General features: G+C 50.7%; 15 protein-coding genes, 2 pseudogenes and 1 riboswitch. Of the genes and pseudogenes, 2 read left to right on the top strand and 15 right to left on the bottom strand.

Annotation, left to right across the window (positions count from 1 at the left end; translation table 11 throughout):
- Positions 1-406 precede the first annotated feature (406 nt).
- From ACFPXP_RS13840 to ACFPXP_RS13780, 13 genes are all read right to left on the bottom strand, one after another.
- Positions 407-796 (bottom strand): tautomerase family protein, encoded by a 390-nt coding sequence (locus ACFPXP_RS13840; RefSeq protein WP_379894871.1) that lies wholly within the window; start codon positions 794-796, stop codon positions 407-409.
- A gap of 4 nt (positions 797-800) precedes the next feature.
- Positions 801-1,112 (bottom strand): VanZ family protein, encoded by a 312-nt coding sequence (locus tag ACFPXP_RS13835; RefSeq protein ID WP_379894870.1) that lies wholly within the window; start codon positions 1,110-1,112, stop codon positions 801-803.
- Between the two features lie 71 nt (positions 1,113-1,183).
- A complete protein-coding gene (locus ACFPXP_RS13830; RefSeq protein WP_379894876.1) occupies positions 1,184-2,149 on the bottom strand; it encodes an MraY family glycosyltransferase in 966 nt (321 codons plus the stop codon).
- A gap of 174 nt (positions 2,150-2,323) precedes the next feature.
- Positions 2,324-2,872, bottom strand: coding sequence for a cob(I)yrinic acid a,c-diamide adenosyltransferase (gene cobO, locus ACFPXP_RS13825; protein WP_379894869.1), 549 nt, complete (start codon positions 2,870-2,872; stop codon positions 2,324-2,326).
- Positions 2,872-4,425, bottom strand: coding sequence for a cobyric acid synthase (locus ACFPXP_RS13820; RefSeq protein ID WP_379894868.1), 1,554 nt, complete (start codon positions 4,423-4,425; stop codon positions 2,872-2,874). The genes cobO and ACFPXP_RS13820 overlap by 1 nt, the downstream gene beginning before the upstream one ends.
- Entirely contained in the window at positions 4,422-5,519 is a 1,098-nt protein-coding gene (cobD, locus tag ACFPXP_RS13815) for a threonine-phosphate decarboxylase CobD (RefSeq protein WP_379894867.1), read from the bottom strand. Before cobD ends, ACFPXP_RS13820 begins: the two co-directional genes overlap by 4 nt.
- Before the next feature lie 21 nt (positions 5,520-5,540).
- Positions 5,541-6,356: an adenosylcobinamide-GDP ribazoletransferase gene (cobS, locus tag ACFPXP_RS13810; protein WP_379894875.1), complete on the bottom strand. Its 816-nt coding sequence runs from the start codon at positions 6,354-6,356 to the stop codon at positions 5,541-5,543.
- The gene (cbiB, locus tag ACFPXP_RS13805; protein WP_379894866.1) at positions 6,329-7,345 is read right to left on the bottom strand and encodes an adenosylcobinamide-phosphate synthase CbiB; all 1,017 of its coding nucleotides are present in this window, start codon (positions 7,343-7,345) and stop codon (positions 6,329-6,331) included. Before cbiB ends, cobS begins: the two co-directional genes overlap by 28 nt.
- On the bottom strand, positions 7,342-7,923 hold the full coding sequence (cobU, locus tag ACFPXP_RS13800; RefSeq protein ID WP_379894865.1) for a bifunctional adenosylcobinamide kinase/adenosylcobinamide-phosphate guanylyltransferase: 582 nt from the start codon (positions 7,921-7,923) through the stop codon (positions 7,342-7,344). Before cobU ends, cbiB begins: the two co-directional genes overlap by 4 nt.
- A 12-nt stretch (positions 7,924-7,935) precedes the next feature.
- Positions 7,936-8,985: a nicotinate-nucleotide--dimethylbenzimidazole phosphoribosyltransferase gene (gene cobT, locus ACFPXP_RS13795; RefSeq protein ID WP_379894864.1), complete on the bottom strand. Its 1,050-nt coding sequence runs from the start codon at positions 8,983-8,985 to the stop codon at positions 7,936-7,938.
- 37 nt (positions 8,986-9,022) lie between these two features.
- Positions 9,023-9,787: a heme ABC transporter ATP-binding protein gene (locus ACFPXP_RS13790; RefSeq protein WP_379894863.1), complete on the bottom strand. Its 765-nt coding sequence runs from the start codon at positions 9,785-9,787 to the stop codon at positions 9,023-9,025.
- A complete protein-coding gene (locus tag ACFPXP_RS13785; protein ID WP_379894862.1) occupies positions 9,784-10,821 on the bottom strand; it encodes a FecCD family ABC transporter permease in 1,038 nt (345 codons plus the stop codon). Before ACFPXP_RS13785 ends, ACFPXP_RS13790 begins: the two co-directional genes overlap by 4 nt.
- 3 nt (positions 10,822-10,824) lie before the next feature.
- Positions 10,825-11,814 (bottom strand): ABC transporter substrate-binding protein, encoded by a 990-nt coding sequence (locus tag ACFPXP_RS13780; RefSeq protein WP_379894860.1) that lies wholly within the window; start codon positions 11,812-11,814, stop codon positions 10,825-10,827.
- Between the two features lie 269 nt (positions 11,815-12,083).
- A riboswitch (cobalamin riboswitch) is annotated at positions 12,084-12,275 on the bottom strand.
- 486 nt (positions 12,276-12,761) lie between these two features.
- Here ACFPXP_RS13780 and ACFPXP_RS13775 point away from each other — a divergent pair.
- Positions 12,762-13,259: pseudogene (locus tag ACFPXP_RS13775) on the top strand (RICIN domain-containing protein); the annotation flags it as partial.
- Between the two features lie 117 nt (positions 13,260-13,376).
- Positions 13,377-14,285, top strand: a pseudogene (locus ACFPXP_RS13770) (pectate lyase family protein); the annotation flags it as partial.
- Between the two features lie 350 nt (positions 14,286-14,635).
- On the opposite strand, the gene ACFPXP_RS13765 reads toward ACFPXP_RS13770, so the two are convergent.
- Both ACFPXP_RS13765 and ACFPXP_RS13760 read right to left on the bottom strand, forming a co-directional pair.
- Positions 14,636-15,940, bottom strand: coding sequence for an ABC transporter substrate-binding protein (locus ACFPXP_RS13765; protein ID WP_379894858.1), 1,305 nt, complete (start codon positions 15,938-15,940; stop codon positions 14,636-14,638).
- 1 nt (position 15,941) lies between these two features.
- Positions 15,942-17,336: an ABC transporter substrate-binding protein gene (locus tag ACFPXP_RS13760; protein ID WP_379894857.1), complete on the bottom strand. Its 1,395-nt coding sequence runs from the start codon at positions 17,334-17,336 to the stop codon at positions 15,942-15,944.
- Between the last annotated feature and the right edge of the window lie 105 nt (positions 17,337-17,441).

Raw genomic sequence — 17,441 nt, 5'->3', positions numbered from 1 at the left:
GTGAAAGCGACAAATTACACTGAGCCTGAACAATTTTATTGTCAGGCTAGCGTCTTTAGGCGCAGTTTGGCAACAGGGGGTTATACCCCCAGAGCAAACCACCCGTTGGACGGGTGGTTATGATTTTAGTCCGAATGTCACATGTTGGCATCAAACTTTTCGGCGTACTTCCGTACAGGTGAGTAAGCGTTGATAGCATCAACTGTCCAGAATATAAGAAGATCGCCCTCCACCTTGCCAAGCAAGCTGGAGGACAACCTTGGTGTTTAGTCGTTTTTTTTTCATTTTTTGTTTATAATGAGAAACCCATTATTAGTTGGGTTTCTTGACAAGCTGATACCTTACTTTTTATCTACTTCCCCTTTTATTATTCTACAAACTCATTTATGAACTTTTTCTAAAGTAATTACCAATTAACCTTATAATTTAATTGAAGCTCGTCTGCGGACATTCCCCTGATCCCCCAATTTTGCTTTGGGGTTTCGAATATCGTAATTTCAAGGTCATTCGGCTTTATACCCGCATATTCGCCGATTCGCTGGAATAACAGTTGAATGAACTGTTTTTTAGCCTCAACGGACCTTCCCTCAAACATACTGACTTCAATGATGGTATACGCATCTGAGCGGCCATTTGCAAACATAAAGTCCTCTTTCCGCATCGGGAAAAACCGGTGGAACCTTTTGTCTGGAGGATATTGAAAAGCATCGACTACACAGGAGTGGATGACCTCCGAAATTTTTTCCTTCATCGGATTCAACCTCTCATCTACACCATACACTTTAATTTGCGCCATGTTCTCAGCTCACCTTTCTATTTCCGACTTTACTCAGCTCGAATAACATTATAAACTTTTCCAGCCTTATCGTCATTAAGCATAGCCTAAATGATTCTTCATATTGAGAGAACAAGCCATAAGTGTCGAGTCCTTTTCCATGTGTCTTGTTTAGACGGTTGGACATCTCGATACCAACTGGAAGCAATACGCCGATCAGGCTGCATAAGAGCAGACCAATGGCTGTCATTTTTTTGAAATGCACATGGAATAAAATAGGCACTAGGAAACCATAAGGGATAAACATGACGATATTCCCAACGATATTTTTCATCATATATCGAAAGTCCTCAGTCCAACGAAAAAGGTCTCCCGTATGAGGAGACCTTCCTAATCCCATAATTCCGATTAAAACTGAACCAGCTGCAATATAATCGATGACAACCCGAAGCAAATGCTGACGAGACATAAAAAGGCAACGATCTGAATCGGTTTCAGGCCTAATCTCAGCAGCCTATAATGCGCTTGACTGGCATCCGCCTGATAAATCGGCTGCTTGCGGATTAATCGTTTCAATACGACATAAATATTATCGAAAATCGGTACCCCGAGAGCGAGTACAGGGATGAAGATCGACAGCACCGTCGCCTGCTTTAACACGCCGTCGAGCGCAATGACACTAAGAATAAATCCTAAAAAGGTCGCACCCGCATCACCCATAAAAATTTTCGCCGGCGGCTTATTGTATTTCAAGTACGCCAACGCCACCGCAACGATAACCATCGCCATCAGAGCCGATTCCCCTTGTCCTGCCATCAGAGCCACAATGAATAAGGTCGTCGCGGAAATGGCTGACAATGCGCCTGCAAGACCATCCATCCCATCTGAGAAGTTGATCACCGTCGTGACGCCGAAGATCCAAAGCACGGTTAAAATAAACTGCAGCCACACCGGCAGCAGAACATATTCGCCGTCCAACGGATTGACGAATCCTGTGAAGGCGATGCCTGAGGCATATACAATGACTGCAGGCATCAGCTGCACAATGAGCTTCGGCAGCACAGGAAAATCTTTCCCCTTCGTCTTATACCAGTCATCCAGCGTCCCGATCACCAATAAAATGATCGAGCCGAGAATGATGGCGCCCGTCTGCATGGAGAAGTCCCGAGACACGATCAAATAGCTGAATACGAAACCGATAAAGATCGCATAACTGGCGGTCAAAGGAATCGGTTCCTTATGTATTTTCCGCTCTACGTCTTGACGCGGCCGGTCTACAAAATCAATTTTAAAAGCTAATTTTCTTAATGGAGGAATCAGTACATACACAATCGAAAATGCCATAATAAATGAGATGAAATATTGCAATAACATCCACTCCGAATGATAGAATACGAATCCGAAATACGAACCTCGCCAAGCCATGGCGAATTCATCAAAATTCTACCACAGCGGTACTGCGTCAGCAAGCTCGTTTCCTATCAAAACATGATGGTTTGGCATGAATTGTCATGCATTCTGTCGGCATAAGGTGTAAGGCACAATAAATTAAAATTCGATTCCCTTGACTGCTTTTACACCCTCTTCGTAATAATGCTTGACCGGTTCCATGACCGTGACCAGGTCGGCACATTCGATGATTTCGGGCTTCGCGCTTCGCCCCGTCATAACAAGGTGCATTCCAGTTGGTCTCTTCTCGATGAGTTCCAGAACCTCATGCAGCGGAAGAACATCATCAACCTTGAATCGCTCAATGGCCAGAGCATTGTTCAATTCATCCAATATGACAAGATCGTAACCTCCCTGCATCACCTTCTCCTTGGTCAGAGCCCAAGCATTTTTCAGTGCCTCCCGGTGCTCCTCCGGCGTCTTCGTCCATGTGAAGCCAATGCCGAGCTGCTGGATCTCTACACCTAGCTCTCGCAGCACCTTTCGCTCCCCATAGCTTCGTTCAGGCGACTTAATAAACTGCAGTATAAGTACCTTCAATCCACGGCCAAGTGCCCTGACGGCGAGTCCCAGCGCTGCGGTCGTTTTGCCTTTTCCATCCCCCGTATAGACGAGGAACAAGCCTCGATCCTTGTCCGGTTGTCCCATTACACGTCATACTCCTCTCCTAATAAAATCTGATTCAGCCGCTTCATATCCAGATGGGTCCGCACATGATCGGCCAGACGGTCAAACGCTTTATCCCGTTCCTCTAGAAATGGATATGCCTTTGGATGCTGGCTCCACCCCTTTGCTTCGCGAAGCTGATTGAGCCAATATCTGCGGAAACCGTCGTTATGAAAAATGCCGTGAATATACGTGCCCCATATTTGTCCGTCATTTCGCATGGCGCCGTCCAGGTGCGGCGTTTCATTCGGCCGGTCCCCCGCCGCTTGAATGGTGAAGGGATGCTCGATCTGCCTTATAAATTCGGTACGCCCCATATGAATTTCATAGCCGTGAATCGGTCCTTCATAGCTGCCAAAACGAGCGATACCTGTGACCTGTACTGTTGTTTTATGCTTGCTAAAGGTCGTTACTATCGGCAGCAGCCCGAGTCCAGCAACCTCCAGCTCTCTTGATTCCACAAGATCTGGATCCAGCAGCCTCTCTCCCAGAATCTGATAGCCCGCACAGATTCCCGCCGTCGCCTTGCCCGCTTCGGCATGGCGCTGAATGAGACGATCCAATCCCGATTCGCGCAAATACAGCATATCCTCCATCGTATTTTTGCTTCCGGGCAGCAGCACGGCATCCGGATTGCCCCATTCGCTTGGCTGGCGAATATAGCGAAGATGTACATCCTGCTCCTTATCCAAGGGGTCAAAGTCGGTAAAGTTGGAGATGCGCGGCAGCGCAATAATCGCGATATCCAGCACATCTTCGCGGCCATTGGGCTTACGATCCAGCCGCTTAAGGTGTAGCGATGCCGAGTCTTCTTCCTCGAGATTGAGATCCCTCAAATACGGTATGACACCGAGCACTGGCTTGCCCGTCTTCTGCTCCAGCCAATCGAGTCCGGGCTTCAGCAGGCTCACATCTCCGCGGAATTTATTAATAATAAATCCTTTGACCCGATCTCGCTCCTCCGGTGAAAGGATCTCCAGCGTCCCAATGATCGATGCGAATACGCCGCCGCGGTCAATGTCCCCCACAAGAAGAACAGGAGCGTCTGCCCACTGGGCCATCCGCATATTGACAATATCGCGGTCCTTCAAGTTCACTTCCGCCGGACTGCCGGCTCCTTCCATGACGACAATCTCATACTGCCGGCGAAGACGATCGATCGATTCCTTCACGATCGTCTCGGCACCTACAAGAAATTCCTCACGATACAGCCTTGCGTCATAATCGGCGAAAGGAACGCCGTGAACGACGACCTGCGACTCCATATCCCGCTTCGGCTTCAGCAGGATTGGGTTCATATCGGTCGTCGCCTGAATGCGGCAGGCATCGGCCTGCATCCCCTGTGCTCTGCCGATTTCTTTGCCGTCCACGGTAACGTAAGAATTCAACGACATGTTCTGCGACTTGAACGGCGCCACCTTCCAGCCATCTTGCACCCAAATACGGCACAGCGCAGTCGTTAATATGCTTTTGCCTACATCTGAAGCGGTCCCTTGCAGCATGATCGTCCTTCCCAGCCTATTGTCCAGCGTCATTCCTCGCCGCCTCCTTCCGGTTCCGATGCCAGCATATCGCGCAGCGCCGATACCAACACTGCATTCTCTTCCCGCAGCCGAATCGCGGTACGCAAGCAGCGTTCATGGAGACCGTAAAATAACGAAGCGTCCCGAATCAAGATGCCCCGACGGGCCAACCAACGCTGCGCCAGCGGAGCTGTCCATCCGGACCTTGCCGGAAGCTCTAGCAGCAAAAAGTTTGTCTCGCTCGGATAACAAATGAGTCCTGTCTCCTGCAGCTGTCTTCGAAACCACTCACGTTCTTCAGCGAGCCACAGCAGCGTCCGCTCAGCATACCCGTCATCTCCGAGCACCTCTTCACCGATCATTTGGGCCAATCCGTTGACACTCCACGGGATCTGCTGCTTCATTAGCGCAGCAATATGATCGGGATGCGATACGGCAAAACCGAGACGAATGCCGGGAATCGTATAAAACTTCGTCATCGAGCGGATCACGAAGCATCTTGGATGCTGCGCAGCTATGCGGATGAAGGTAAGCTCCTCCTCCTCAGGCTGGAAATCAATGAACGCTTCATCGAGCACAACAGTTTCACCTTGTTCAAGTAAATTCTTGATCAAACGCGCCTCGACCGTACGGCCTGTCGGATTATTCGGATGCCCGATCATATATAAATCCATATTGCCTGCCGGGGGTAAATCTTCCGCGATTAGCCGATAATCCTGCTCTGCGCGCAGTGGAATGTGTGTCACCTTCGCATCCACTTTATGCAGTGCATCCTCGTATTCGGTAAAAGCCGGGCTGGTCACCGCGGCCGAGGCCGGACGCAAATATTTCACAATGCCGTCGATGCATTCCGCCGCACCGTTGCCCACCCAAATCGACTCCACCGGGATACGGTACTTCTCCGCGATCTTCTGTCTTAGACCGCGCACACGGGGATCAGGATAACGGCCAATATGCTCCCCAAAACGCTCCAACACCGATTGCACCGATTCGGGCGGTCCGAGCGGATTCATGTTCGCGCTGAAATCAAGCCACTTCTGTGTCGGCCTGCCGTAAAGCTCCTCCGCCGTCGTTAAATCTCCGCCATGTCCGTATTTCTCCAGCATATCGCTCCTCCTATTTTCGTTTCAGCGTCCGTTCATCGTCACGAGTGTTAGCAGCATCATCAGCTCACTCACTTCAATCATTGCTCCATACGTATCTCCGGTTTGTCCTCCGAGCTTGCGGTACAACCAGCCGCCCGCCAGCAAAACCGTCAGGACACAGGCACCTATCACCGCCAGCCCAGTATAAAGAAGGGGTACTACATCTCCGCCATTCCAGCGGTATGAACCGATCAGCAGCAGCAAACTGCTTAGCAATGCGATCCATCCGGACACCGCCGTTTGACGCAGGCCAACCGACTGATAGTAGCTGCCCATCCCCTGCTCCTTGCGGGCATACGGCCATAATGCCATAGCGAATACGGTCCCCCACCGCGCCCACATCGGAATCAGCATCCAGTACAACCACACATCAGACCTATCCCACTTCAAGCATTCCAAAATTAGCACAAATTTTAAAAGCAGCGTCAGCACACCAGCAAGCACGCCCATCGCTCCGCTGCGGCTGTCCTTCATAATTTCCAGCATCCGTTCCCGTGAACGATGGCTGAGCACGCCGTCCGCCGTATCCATCAGCCCGTCCAGATGCAGGCCGCCGGTGAGGGCAACCCAAACGATCAGAATAAGCGCGGCACATATCGTTTCGCTCCAGAGCTGCGGCAGGAGCCAAAACGCTGCGCCCGTCAGACCTCCAATAATCAATCCGACCACAGGGTAGTAGTTCGTGCTGCGTATGAGCACCTCAGACCTATAGTCGATTTGCACCGGCAGCGGCAGCCGCGTAAGAAGCTGTATCGCCGCGCCCAATGCGGCTAGCTGCCTGCGAACATAATCCAGCATAACGCGCACAAAATCCCTCCTAGAGTCAGGTAGGCCGTACCGTACAGCATGCGAATGACAGCTAAAATATCCGGAGACCGCAGTTCACGGAGCTTCCACCCCATTCTCGCACGATCACTGACGACCTCGCCGTACACGTTGATCCCGCCAAGCTGTACGCCAAGCGCCCCCGCAGCAGCCGACTCGGGGATGCCGCCGTTCGGACTGGGATGGAGCCGGGCGAATTTCAAGATGGCACGAAGCGAACGGCCAGCCGAAGACCCTGGCAGAAATATGTTCGAGAGCACCATAAGCAATCCTGTCAAACGAGCCGGAATATAGTTCAATACATCGTCGCAGCGTGCGGATGCCCAGCCGAAATGCCTGTACTTCTCATTCCGATATCCGACCATCGAATCAAGCGTATTGACCGCTCTATACAGCATCGCAAGCGGCGCGCCGCCCAGCAGGGCAAAGCATAAAGGTGTCACATACGCATCGACCGTATTTTCGGCGACCGTCTCTACCGCGGCTCGAGTAATTTCAGGTTCATCCAGATGCATCGTGTCTCGTCCGACAATGTATCCGACATACGTACGCGCATCGTGCAGCCTGCCACGATCAAGCGCATCAAAGACAAGCACCCCTGCATCTTTCAAGCCTTTTACCGCCATGGTCGTGGAAATAAACCACACCTGAAACGCATAACCAAGCCACGGATGAATCCAAGCACAAGCCCAGGCGCCTGCAACGGTCACGATAAATACAGACAGTGCAACCGTAACGAGCAGAGCGATCCCGAGCTGTTTTTCTTTCCGCTGATGGCGCTGCCTTTCCACTGGCGGAAGCGACAGCAGTGGGTTTAACCACCGATTCGTCAAGAATTTGATCAGCTTCCCGATCCATATCACCGGATGGGGCAGCCGCTTCGGGTCACCGATCAGCAGATCAACGATGATGGCAAGCGCGGTGATCATCAGGATCTCTTGCAATGAATAAAAACCGATCATTGGCCAGCCTCGCCAAACTTAAACTGCAGCCGCTTCAGCTCAACGGGAATACCGGCCGTGACGAGATATACCTCGTCGCACATTTCCGCTAACCGCTGATTCAACCGTCCCGCTTCGTCTCGAAACAGCCTGCCGAGCCGATATTCCGGCACGATGCCGTCCCCTACCTCATTCGTCACGAGCAGCAGCGAACCGGGAAAGTCAGCGACCGCTTGGACCATGTTCTGTACTTGCTCTTCCAGCTCGAGTAATCGATTCTGCTCATCCAGCCGCAGCAGCCAGTTGGAAAGCCACAGCGTCATGCAGTCAACCAGTACCGGCACATGTTCGCCAGATTGGGCATGCTCCTCTCCCAAATCCCGCAGCCGCTGCGCTAGTTCATAAGGCTCCTCGATCGTCTGCCAGCGGACGCCGCCTTCCATCCGCTGCTGTTGATGTTTACGTACGCGCTCGGCCATCTCCTCTTCCCAGACTTGAGCGGTCGCAATATATATCCCGTTATGACCGATCCGCTCGGCATACCGTTCCGCAAAACGGCTCTTCCCGCTTCGAGCGCCTCCGGTTATCAGTCGTTTCAATGTCCGTCCTCCCTAAGCTTTGGAAATTCCCGCACTTTCAAAAGTCGCCATTTCATTCATCATCCGAATGGAAGCTTCCAACAGAGTGAAAGCGAGCACCGCACCGGTCCCCTCGCCTAATCGCATGCCTAACTCAAGCATCGGCGTAAGCTCCATGCTCTCCAGAGCAGCAGCATGTCCTTTTTCCTGCGATCGATGCGAAGCGAATAAGAAGTCTCTGCTCATTGGTGCAATCCTCGTTGCACAGAGCGCAGCCACCGTTGATATGAAGCCATCTATGACAACAGGCAGCCGTAAATACGCACAGCCCAAAACAACGCCTGCCAAACCCGCAATCTCCAGTCCGCCAACTTTGCTCAGCACGCCAAGTGCATCCGTCATATCCGGCTGATTTACACGCAGCGCCTCCATGACAACATCCCTTTTGCGCCGGAGCGTAAAATCATCGATGCCTGTCCCTCGTCCAACGTTAGCTTCCACAGGGATACCCGTTAAAGCACTCAGCACTGCAGAGCTGGGCGTCGTATTGCCAATCCCCATCTCTCCCGTGGCAAACAGCCGGTAGCCCTTTTCTGCGAGCTCCCGCACCGTCTCCACTCCGGTCCAAATGGCGCATGCCGCCTCTCTGCGGGTCATGGCTGGTCCCTTCGCTATATTATCTGTTCCTCTGCGTACATTGCGGGCAATCAAACGGGGATCAGCAAGCTCTTCTCTCATTCCCACATCGACACAAAACACATCTGCCCCGGCCTGCCGGGCAAACACATTGACAGCCGCTCCATCGCTGAGCATATTCTGAACCATCTGCGTCGTTACTTCCTGCGGAAAAGCACTGACCCCCTCTTCGCAGACACCATGATCCCCTGCCATCACGACGACTGCTTTTTTGTTCAGATCTGGATTCAAGCTTCCCGTGATTCCCGCCATGCGCACCGCTGTCTCCTCAAGCTTTCCAAGGCTGCCCGGGGGCTTGGTCAGCTGACTGATTCTTTGTGCGGCCTGCTCCATTGCCGCTTCATGAAGCGGCTTCAAGGAGCCGCACAATTGTTTCAAAATGTCCATCTACCTCTAGACCTCCCTTTTAGGTCCTTTTTCATCGCTACAATAAGATTTGCGGCACGCCGAGCACCGGATGCTTCAGCACATAGGGCTTCACGCCATATACACGCTGCAGCAGATCTTCCTTCATGACTTGTTCCGCGGTCCCGACCTCAACTACTTCACCTTGATGCAGCAGGAGAATTCGGTCACAATATTGAGCTGCTAAATTGAGATCATGCAGTACGACGACTACCGTTAAATCGGATTCTTTCTTCCAAGCCTGGATCCAGGTCATCAGCTCCACCTGCGTGCCAATATCCAGATAGGTGGTCGGTTCATCCAGCATCAGCAGGCGAGGCTCCTGTGCCATCACTTTGCCCAGTGCGGCCCGTTGTTTTTCCCCTCCGCTGATCTCGCTCAGCATACGATCCTGCAGCTTCTCCAAACGCAGCTTGTCCAGAATGGAAGAAATGAGCGGACGTACGTCCTCCGCTTCCTCACCCATCCAATTCTGATAAGGATACCTCCCCATCTCCACAACTTCCTTCACCGTGAACCCGATCGAAGGCAAAGAGGACTGCTGCAGTACGGCCAGCCACGTGGCGAGCTTTTTACGGGAGTATGAATTGACTGGCCTCCCATCCAAGTAGACGGTTCCCCTCGTCGGCTTCTCCAACCCCGACAGCAGCTTCAGCAGTGTCGATTTGCCGCTGCCGTTCGGACCGATTACACCGAAAATTTCACCTCTCTGCACTTCGAAATGCAGCTTGTTTAGAATCGTCCTGTTCCCTATGCGCAGCTGTAAATCATCGACCTGGATCATTTCATTTCCTTCTTTCTTCTCGTGAGCAAATAAGCGAAAAACGGCGTTCCGATGAAGGCGGTAACGACACCGAGCGGAATTTCCGTCGGACTGAGAATTGTTCGTGCCGCGGTATCTGCCCACAGCATATAAATCCCTCCAAAAATCGCAGAAAACGGTACAAGCAGCCGATAATCCGGACCAACGAGCAGCCGAACCATATGCGGCACGACTAAGCCGACAAATCCGATGACACCTGTCATCGATACGGCGGCTGCCGTCATGAAAGTCGATGCAACCAGCACCGCGAGCTTCGTCTTTTCCACCGCAATTCCGAGATAAGAAGCCTCCTGTTCGCCGAGTGCCAACGCATTCAGCGCTCGCGCATAATAGGTCAAGACAAGCCAACCGATGAGAACATAAGGAATGAGCATGATCGCGTAATCCCAGCCCTTCAGCGATAAGCTGCCCATCATCCAGAACACGATATCGTTCACTACGGTTTTCGACATGGAGACCATGAACGAGACCATCGCTCCTAGAAAGGCTTGTACGACAACACCGGATAATATAACGGTCTCGATCCGTACCTTACCGTTGATGCGAGCCATGCGCAGTACGACCCACAATGTAGCAAGCCCTGTTGCAAAGGCGACAATGGGAATCGTCCATTTGCCAAGCCATGCATACTGCAGCTGAAACAAGATTAAAAAGGCTGCACCGACAGAGGCGCCAGAGGCCACCCCAAGCGTATAGGGATCGGCGAGCGGATTGCGGAGCACACCTTGAAATCCTGCACCCGCTAACGATAAAGCCGCACCTACTAAAATCGCCAGCACAATGCGCGGCAGACGCACCTTCAGCAAAATACTTTCGTAGCTTGCCAATTCCGGAGGAATGGCCGTATCGCCGCCGATCCATGGGAGCTGTTGCAGCAAAATATGCCAAACATCACCGAGCGACAAGCGAGCCGTTCCGATGGATAAACTGATCAGCATTGAAACGAAAAGGAGGAGAATTCCCCCTCCTCCCCACAGCCAAATACGTCGTTTCACGTTCTATTCCGAAAAGCGTTCAGGATAGATCGCTTTTGCCATTTCAATCAACCCTTGCGTTAACCGAGGTCCTGGACGTGTCAGCAAATCTTGGTTCAGCCCGATAATTAGACCGTCCTGTACGGCTTGAATCGCTTCCCAGCCGGAACGGTCCAATATGATGTCTTTGATCGTTGTGCCCTGCTCGTCCATACTTCCTTCTGCATAAAGAATGACATCCGGATTATCCTCGATCACTTTCTCTTCGCTGATCTGACTCCAGCCTTCCATGTCACCGGCAATGTTGATTCCTCCGGCAATCTGCAGCAATTCATCCATAAATTCTCCTTTTCCGACGGTCCAGCCCGGAGAAAACTCAATATATACTTTTTTCTTTTGCTCTTCAGTCAAGTCTTTGACCGCATCGCGCACCTGCTGGATCTCTTGATCCATCTGCTCAACGACCTTCATGGCTTCTTCTTGACGATCGGTAATTTGACCGACGAGCAAAATATTGTTTTTCACATCTTCCAAATGATTAGAGTCGAATTTAAACACGTTCAAACCTAAGCCTCTCATCTGTTCGATAACATCCTCTTTCATCGAGACCCCGGTGACAATCCAATCCGCATTTGCGGCCATCATCGCTTCCTCGTTCGGCTTTACGACTCCGCCCATTTTCGGTTTTTCTTTGGCCGCCTCAGGATATTCATCAAAATCGGATACTCCGACGATCTCCTCATCCAGTCCAATTGCAAATAAAATTTCCGTTTCCGAAGGAGAGGTCGATACAATGCGCTCCGGCGCTTTGTCGAACGTAAATTCTTGTCCCGTCGCATCCTTTACCGTAATCGGATACTGTGTTTTTAAATCGTCCTGCTGAGCCCCCGTCACATTTTCCTGTTCCAGCTCATTGTTCTGATTATTCTCTTGTTCTTTGTTGTTGACACTGCCGCATGCCGCGATCGACAACGCGAGCACCAGTATCAGCATCAGGTTAAGCCATTTCTTCATCGTTGTTCTCTCCCTTTTTGTCATATCTTTTGAGAGGGCTTGTCTGTCGTTGAATGCTTTCATGCCAGAGGGTGAGTCCATTGTTGTGAATAAAGAATGTTTCACGTTCAACATCAAAAAGACTCTACCCCTTCATGGGATAGAGTCTCGTATGCAGATCAGGTATAAGTGATGACCGTTCGCGTGAATGAACCGAAGAATAGACAACTGTCCGGTCGATTGCGCAGCGCGCTCCTGATAAGCCGATCCTTTTCCTCGAAGGATGAATTGTTGGCTGAACCAAGCAGGCAGGTCTCCTGGCTTATGGGTGAAATGACCGCCTCGCCTTCCCATTCTAGTAGAACAGTGGCATGCTGAGACGAATCCCCATTTTACAGTGGCGGGACCGCGCCGGATTTGCACCGGCTTCCCTATTATCCTTGTCTCACTAGAAACAAGGCACCTACTGGCAAAAAGTCTATTCAATTGTTCAAGCTCTCAATTCTCGTAATTGATTATAGCTTGATTTAAACAAGACAACAAGGGCATTGGAAGACAACAGGTGCAACCTTCACAGGATGTTCAAGCACACAGCGCCCCGGGTGTGCTCTTTTTCCAGCGGCATGGTCCGCAAAAAAGTGTACATTGAGAAATAAGGGCACACTCACAAAAATCGGCGATGAGCCAAAACCATAATCATATTCTCACATGGTGGAGGATTCTGCCTCGCTTCAATTTCAAATCGGGAAAACTCGCTCGTGTGACGCGATACCAAACGAAATGATTATCCAAGTTTTGTAAAAAATGCGTTATGATAGAAACCGTCCAAACGAAAGGAGGTGTGCCCGCTTGCGGATACCGGTCCCCCCGTAAATTAAACCCTCCACCTAAGTCCCCAAAGTCACAGCGTCAGAAAGGGAGTGAGAGATCATACATACTGTATCCAATTTTGAAAGGGGTATTGTCGTATGAAAAGGTGGTTTAGCATGCTGCTCGTTTTTGGAATGATAATTTCCGTGTTCGCGTCTGTATCACTCGCAGCCGATTTTGATCAAAGCAAATCGTATGTTCTGCTGAACAAGAACAGCGGAAAGGCTCTTGATGTCTATGAGTGGAGCACAGAGGACGATGGCATTCTTGTGCAATGGGATCGCAACGACTTGGCCGTACAGCAGTGGGAAATCACGGATGTCGGCAGCGGTTATTTCCAAATTAAAAGCCAGCACAGCGGCAAGCTAGTCTATGTAAAGGATAAGTCCAAATCGGACGGCGCCCAGATTGTGCAGATGAGAGAACGCGACAGCCAGGCACATGATTGGAAAATTGAAGAAGTGGACGGCTATTATCGTCTGCTGAACAAGAACAGCGGTAAAGCTTTAGAAGTCAGCGGAGGGCAGACGGAATCCGGAGCGTTCATTACGCAATCGACTTATAACGGCGGTGACCACCAGCTGTGGCAAATCGTTGAAGTAGGCCAAAGCGGTGAAACTCCTCCACCAGGCGGGGATCCGGGAGATGATGACGGCGGAGGCACGCCTGGAGATGACGACACGCCTCCAAGCGACGGCGGTACTCCTGACCTTGGCTTGATCGGCTTTGCTGCGATGAATGGCGGCACGACGGGCGGTGAAGGCTCTAATGCAGTCGTCGTGACGGTCTCCACCGGAACAGATCTGCAAAACGCGATCAAAAATAAAGATCCAAATCGTCCGCTTAAAATTTATGTAGACGGCACAATAACGCAATCCAACTCCTCCGGTTTATCCAAAATCGATGTGAAGGATACCAGCGATATTTCGATCTACGGTGTCGGAAATCGCGGGGAACTCAGCGGCATTGGCATTAAAATTTGGCGTGCCGACAATATCATTATCCGCAACCTGAAGATCCATCATGTTAATATCGGAGACAAGGATGCCATCAGTATCGAGGGACCTTCCTCCAACATCTGGATCGACCACAACGAGCTGTACAACAGCCTCGATGCCAGCAAGGATTATTACGACGGACTAATCGACATGAAAGGTGAGTCCGAGTACATCACGATCTCCTGGAACTACATCCATGACAGCTGGAAAACTTCTCTTATCGGTTCGTCCGACAGCGACAACTTCGACCGCAAGGTAACCTACCACCACAACTACTTCGAAAATATTTATTCCCGTGGACCTCTGTTCCGTTTTGGTCAAGGCCATCTCTTCAACAACTATTATGATGGCATCATCGACACAGGCATCAATTCCCGCATGGGCGCTACTCTCCGGATTGAGAACAACCATTTTGAAAATTCCAAAGACCCGATCGTGTCCATGTACAGCGACCAAATCGGTTATTGGGATGTGCGTAATAACAAGTTCGTAAACAGCACGGGCAACATGCCGACCACCTCGACAACGACTTATAATCCTCCATACAGCTATTCGCTGACACCGGTGGACGATGTAAAAGCTCTCGTCCTGCAAAATGCGGGAGTCGGCAAAATCAATCCATAACGCGATAGTGCGTGCAGACAGGGGCTGTCCCGGAAGTAATGTCGTACAGTCATATGCGAACTTTCTTGGCTGCTCGAGCTCGTATGATGATAGGTTCCAAATTCAAAGGCAAACGCGAGATACGAGACCCTTTGCTTAAGTTTCGACTTGGCCTTACGACATAAACTAAAGGGGACCCCTTTTTTCTAAAAATAAGAAAACAAAAGTGGGCAAAAATAAAAGAAACAGGAGCAAAACCAGGGCTAATATAACCCCGGTTCCTCCTGTTTTTACTCATACATTAGCAAATCATCTTGTAGAACTGTCAGAAAGTTAATTAATCATGGACTTTTGGGAAGGCTTCTTTTGATTTATTCCATTGCATCTAGAAGCAGTTGACCCTGCCGCTGCAGTGACTCCTGCACTTGTTCAGCGGTCGCCTCGCCGTTCACCGCTCTCTGCATTTCCGTTACGAGCAATTCGTTAAAGGGCAGCGAGAACCCTATCGGGATCGGCTCGGTCACGAAAAGGTTAGAGGTGTCAGCGGAATCATAAAACGCCTCGACCGCATGCTCGGTTACGATCTGATCCGGCCTAGCGAGCAGCAATCCGGGCTGCGTCTTACTGATCCATGCCGCCCAATCGCTGCCGTTCACATATTCGATGAGTGCCCAGGATGCCTCCGCTTGATCCGTCTCATGCCAAATGCTGAAAATCCGGTTCGGTTCTATGACGGATAGCGGAATACTCCCTTCACCCCCAATAGGGAAGGGCAGCACATTCCATTCAAATGCCGGCGGCATTTGTTCCAGCAGCGCAGCGTAGGACGAATCTGCCACCATCATTGCGCTTTGCCCTTGAATAAACCATTGAGCCGCATCCGATGCATCGATTTGGCCGCCGATCTGTGGAAATGCCGTCCAACCGTTCTGGAAAGCAGCAATCCAATACCTTATCACTTCCGTCCATTCCGGAGACTGCAATGTCATGGTCCCGGCTTCCAGATCTACGAATCCTAGACCATAGGATTTGCCGAACGTTTCAAGCCATTCTAAAAGAGTAGCCTCTCCATGTACATAACCGTATACGCCGTCCTCTGCCTGTTCAGCCACTTGACCTGCGAGCAGGAACAGCTGATCCCACGTGGGTTCGCCCTCGGGCAATGGGATGCCAAGCTGCTCCAGCAAGGTCTGGTTCATATACAGCGCCATACTTTGAACGGTCGGACTTAATCCGTATAGAGTACCTCCTCCCGCTTGAGTCAGCAGTTCCGTAACGGAACGATGAATTCCCGCCAGATCAAATTCAGACTGCTCGATATACGTATCCAAAGGAGCTAATCTGCCATCTAAGGCAAGTTCGCGATAGTCGTTCATTCCCAAAAGCAATACATCCGGCTGATGTTCTAAGATGAGATTCGATAAATCCCCATCTGCCATTTCGATCAATTCCAGACGCACATTCGGAAACTCCGATTGAAATGCACTGCCATATTGCTGCATGAAGCTTTGCTCGCTTGGAACTAGCACCGTTAACTCCGCCTCATCATCTTCATCCAACCCCTGATTATCATTGCCGAATACGGAACAGCCCGTGCACCATGCAATGACGAGGCAGACCATTACAGCCGTCCAGAACCATCTCGTCTTGGCCCGTGTCGTTGCAGCGTTTCCCATCTTATCCGCCGCCCCCTCTTTGGAGCTCGACCTGTCCCTGTTCCTGAATTTTGTTCAGCGTCTCCTGCAGCGTACCGGCATTTTGAATCATGGCCATGAATTCTTTATATACAATCGCCTGGAGCGATACTATATCCAATTCAAAATAATACAGCTCGAGCGGATCCCCAGCCTTCGGCATCGATTTCAACGTATAAAATGCATCAAAGTCCTCCGCAGTAAAAATCGTATCAAAGACCAATGGCTTGTGCTCCGTTCGTGCGGACAGTTTCGGCAGCATATTCAGGGTGTTGGCATGCTCTGCGGCGAAATCGTCCCCGTTCAGCGCCTTGATCACTTCCCATGCCTGCTCGGTTTGTTCAGAGCGGGCCGGAATCACCATGATATCCGTCGGCCGAATGGCCTCTGGAGCTTGGTCCCGCGACATCGACGAAACAGGAATCGTTGCAATGCCCCATCCGCCTTGCTGCATCTCCGCAGGCAACTGGAGAATGGCAGCTGCCGTTTCAAATTCACCGATCGCCATCGCGCTTTTCTGAAGGATGCGCATGCACGGCTCATATAGGCTTCCGCTGCCGTCATGCTCAGTATAAATCACATTTTGCTTTAACGCTGTATCCAGCGGAGCTAATGCCTGCAGCCAACTGTCGCTGTCGATCCGCATCTGTCTCAGCTCTGGATCCGCTAGCAGCAATCCTTCGGTCTCCCCCATTCGAATGGCCAAATCGCTGATGTTTCCGTAAGGCATACATCCAGCAGCCAAACCGTACACGGGCTCCCCATTCATCGTCTGAGCAGCAAAACGACCGGCTACACGGAGCAGCTCCTCCCAAGTCATTTGATCCTCTGGATAAGGAACTCCGAACGTATCAAACATCGCTTTGTTATAAAATATGGCTTTACCGTTAAATAGCGGCGACAGGCCGTATAATACGCCGCCCCCTTCAAAACGGATTTGTTCCAGCAGTGCTTCGCTGTATGAATTCAAATCGTACTCATCTCTTTCCAAGAACGTTTCCAGAGAAGTCAGCCAACTGTCCTGCGACAGATAGCTTAACGATTGTTCATCATTCAAGATGAGCAAATCGGGAGATTCCTCATTCATAAAACGATCCCAATAGTCTATCATATACTCCCCGTAATCTACCCCCGGCTGAAAAGCGCTGTTCACGACCTCTTCCGTCTGCACAAGCTCGATCTCCATCGCCGGAAATTCCCGGGTTAAAAAAGGCAGAAACGTATTTTTAAAATCAGCTTCATTGTAGGTTGCGATTTTCAAAACAAACGGCTCTGTCGTTTCATTAACAGGTTTATTATTTGAACATGCTGTGACCACCATAAGCAGCACTGCCAACAAACTGATGTAATACACTTTGCCACTTCGCAATTTGAGCACTGCTATGCCCCCTTATCTATTCAATCCAAATGAAGTGAGCCAAGCGACGTTGGCCCACTCCACATCTTCAATCAGCAACCGCAGTATAAAAATTCCTTGACCGTT

This window comes from Marinicrinis lubricantis (assembly GCF_042658665.1).
Taxonomy (GTDB): Bacteria; Bacillota; Bacilli; order Paenibacillales; family KCTC-33676; genus Marinicrinis; species Marinicrinis lubricantis.
This window is presented reverse-complemented; position numbering and strand designations above follow the sequence as displayed.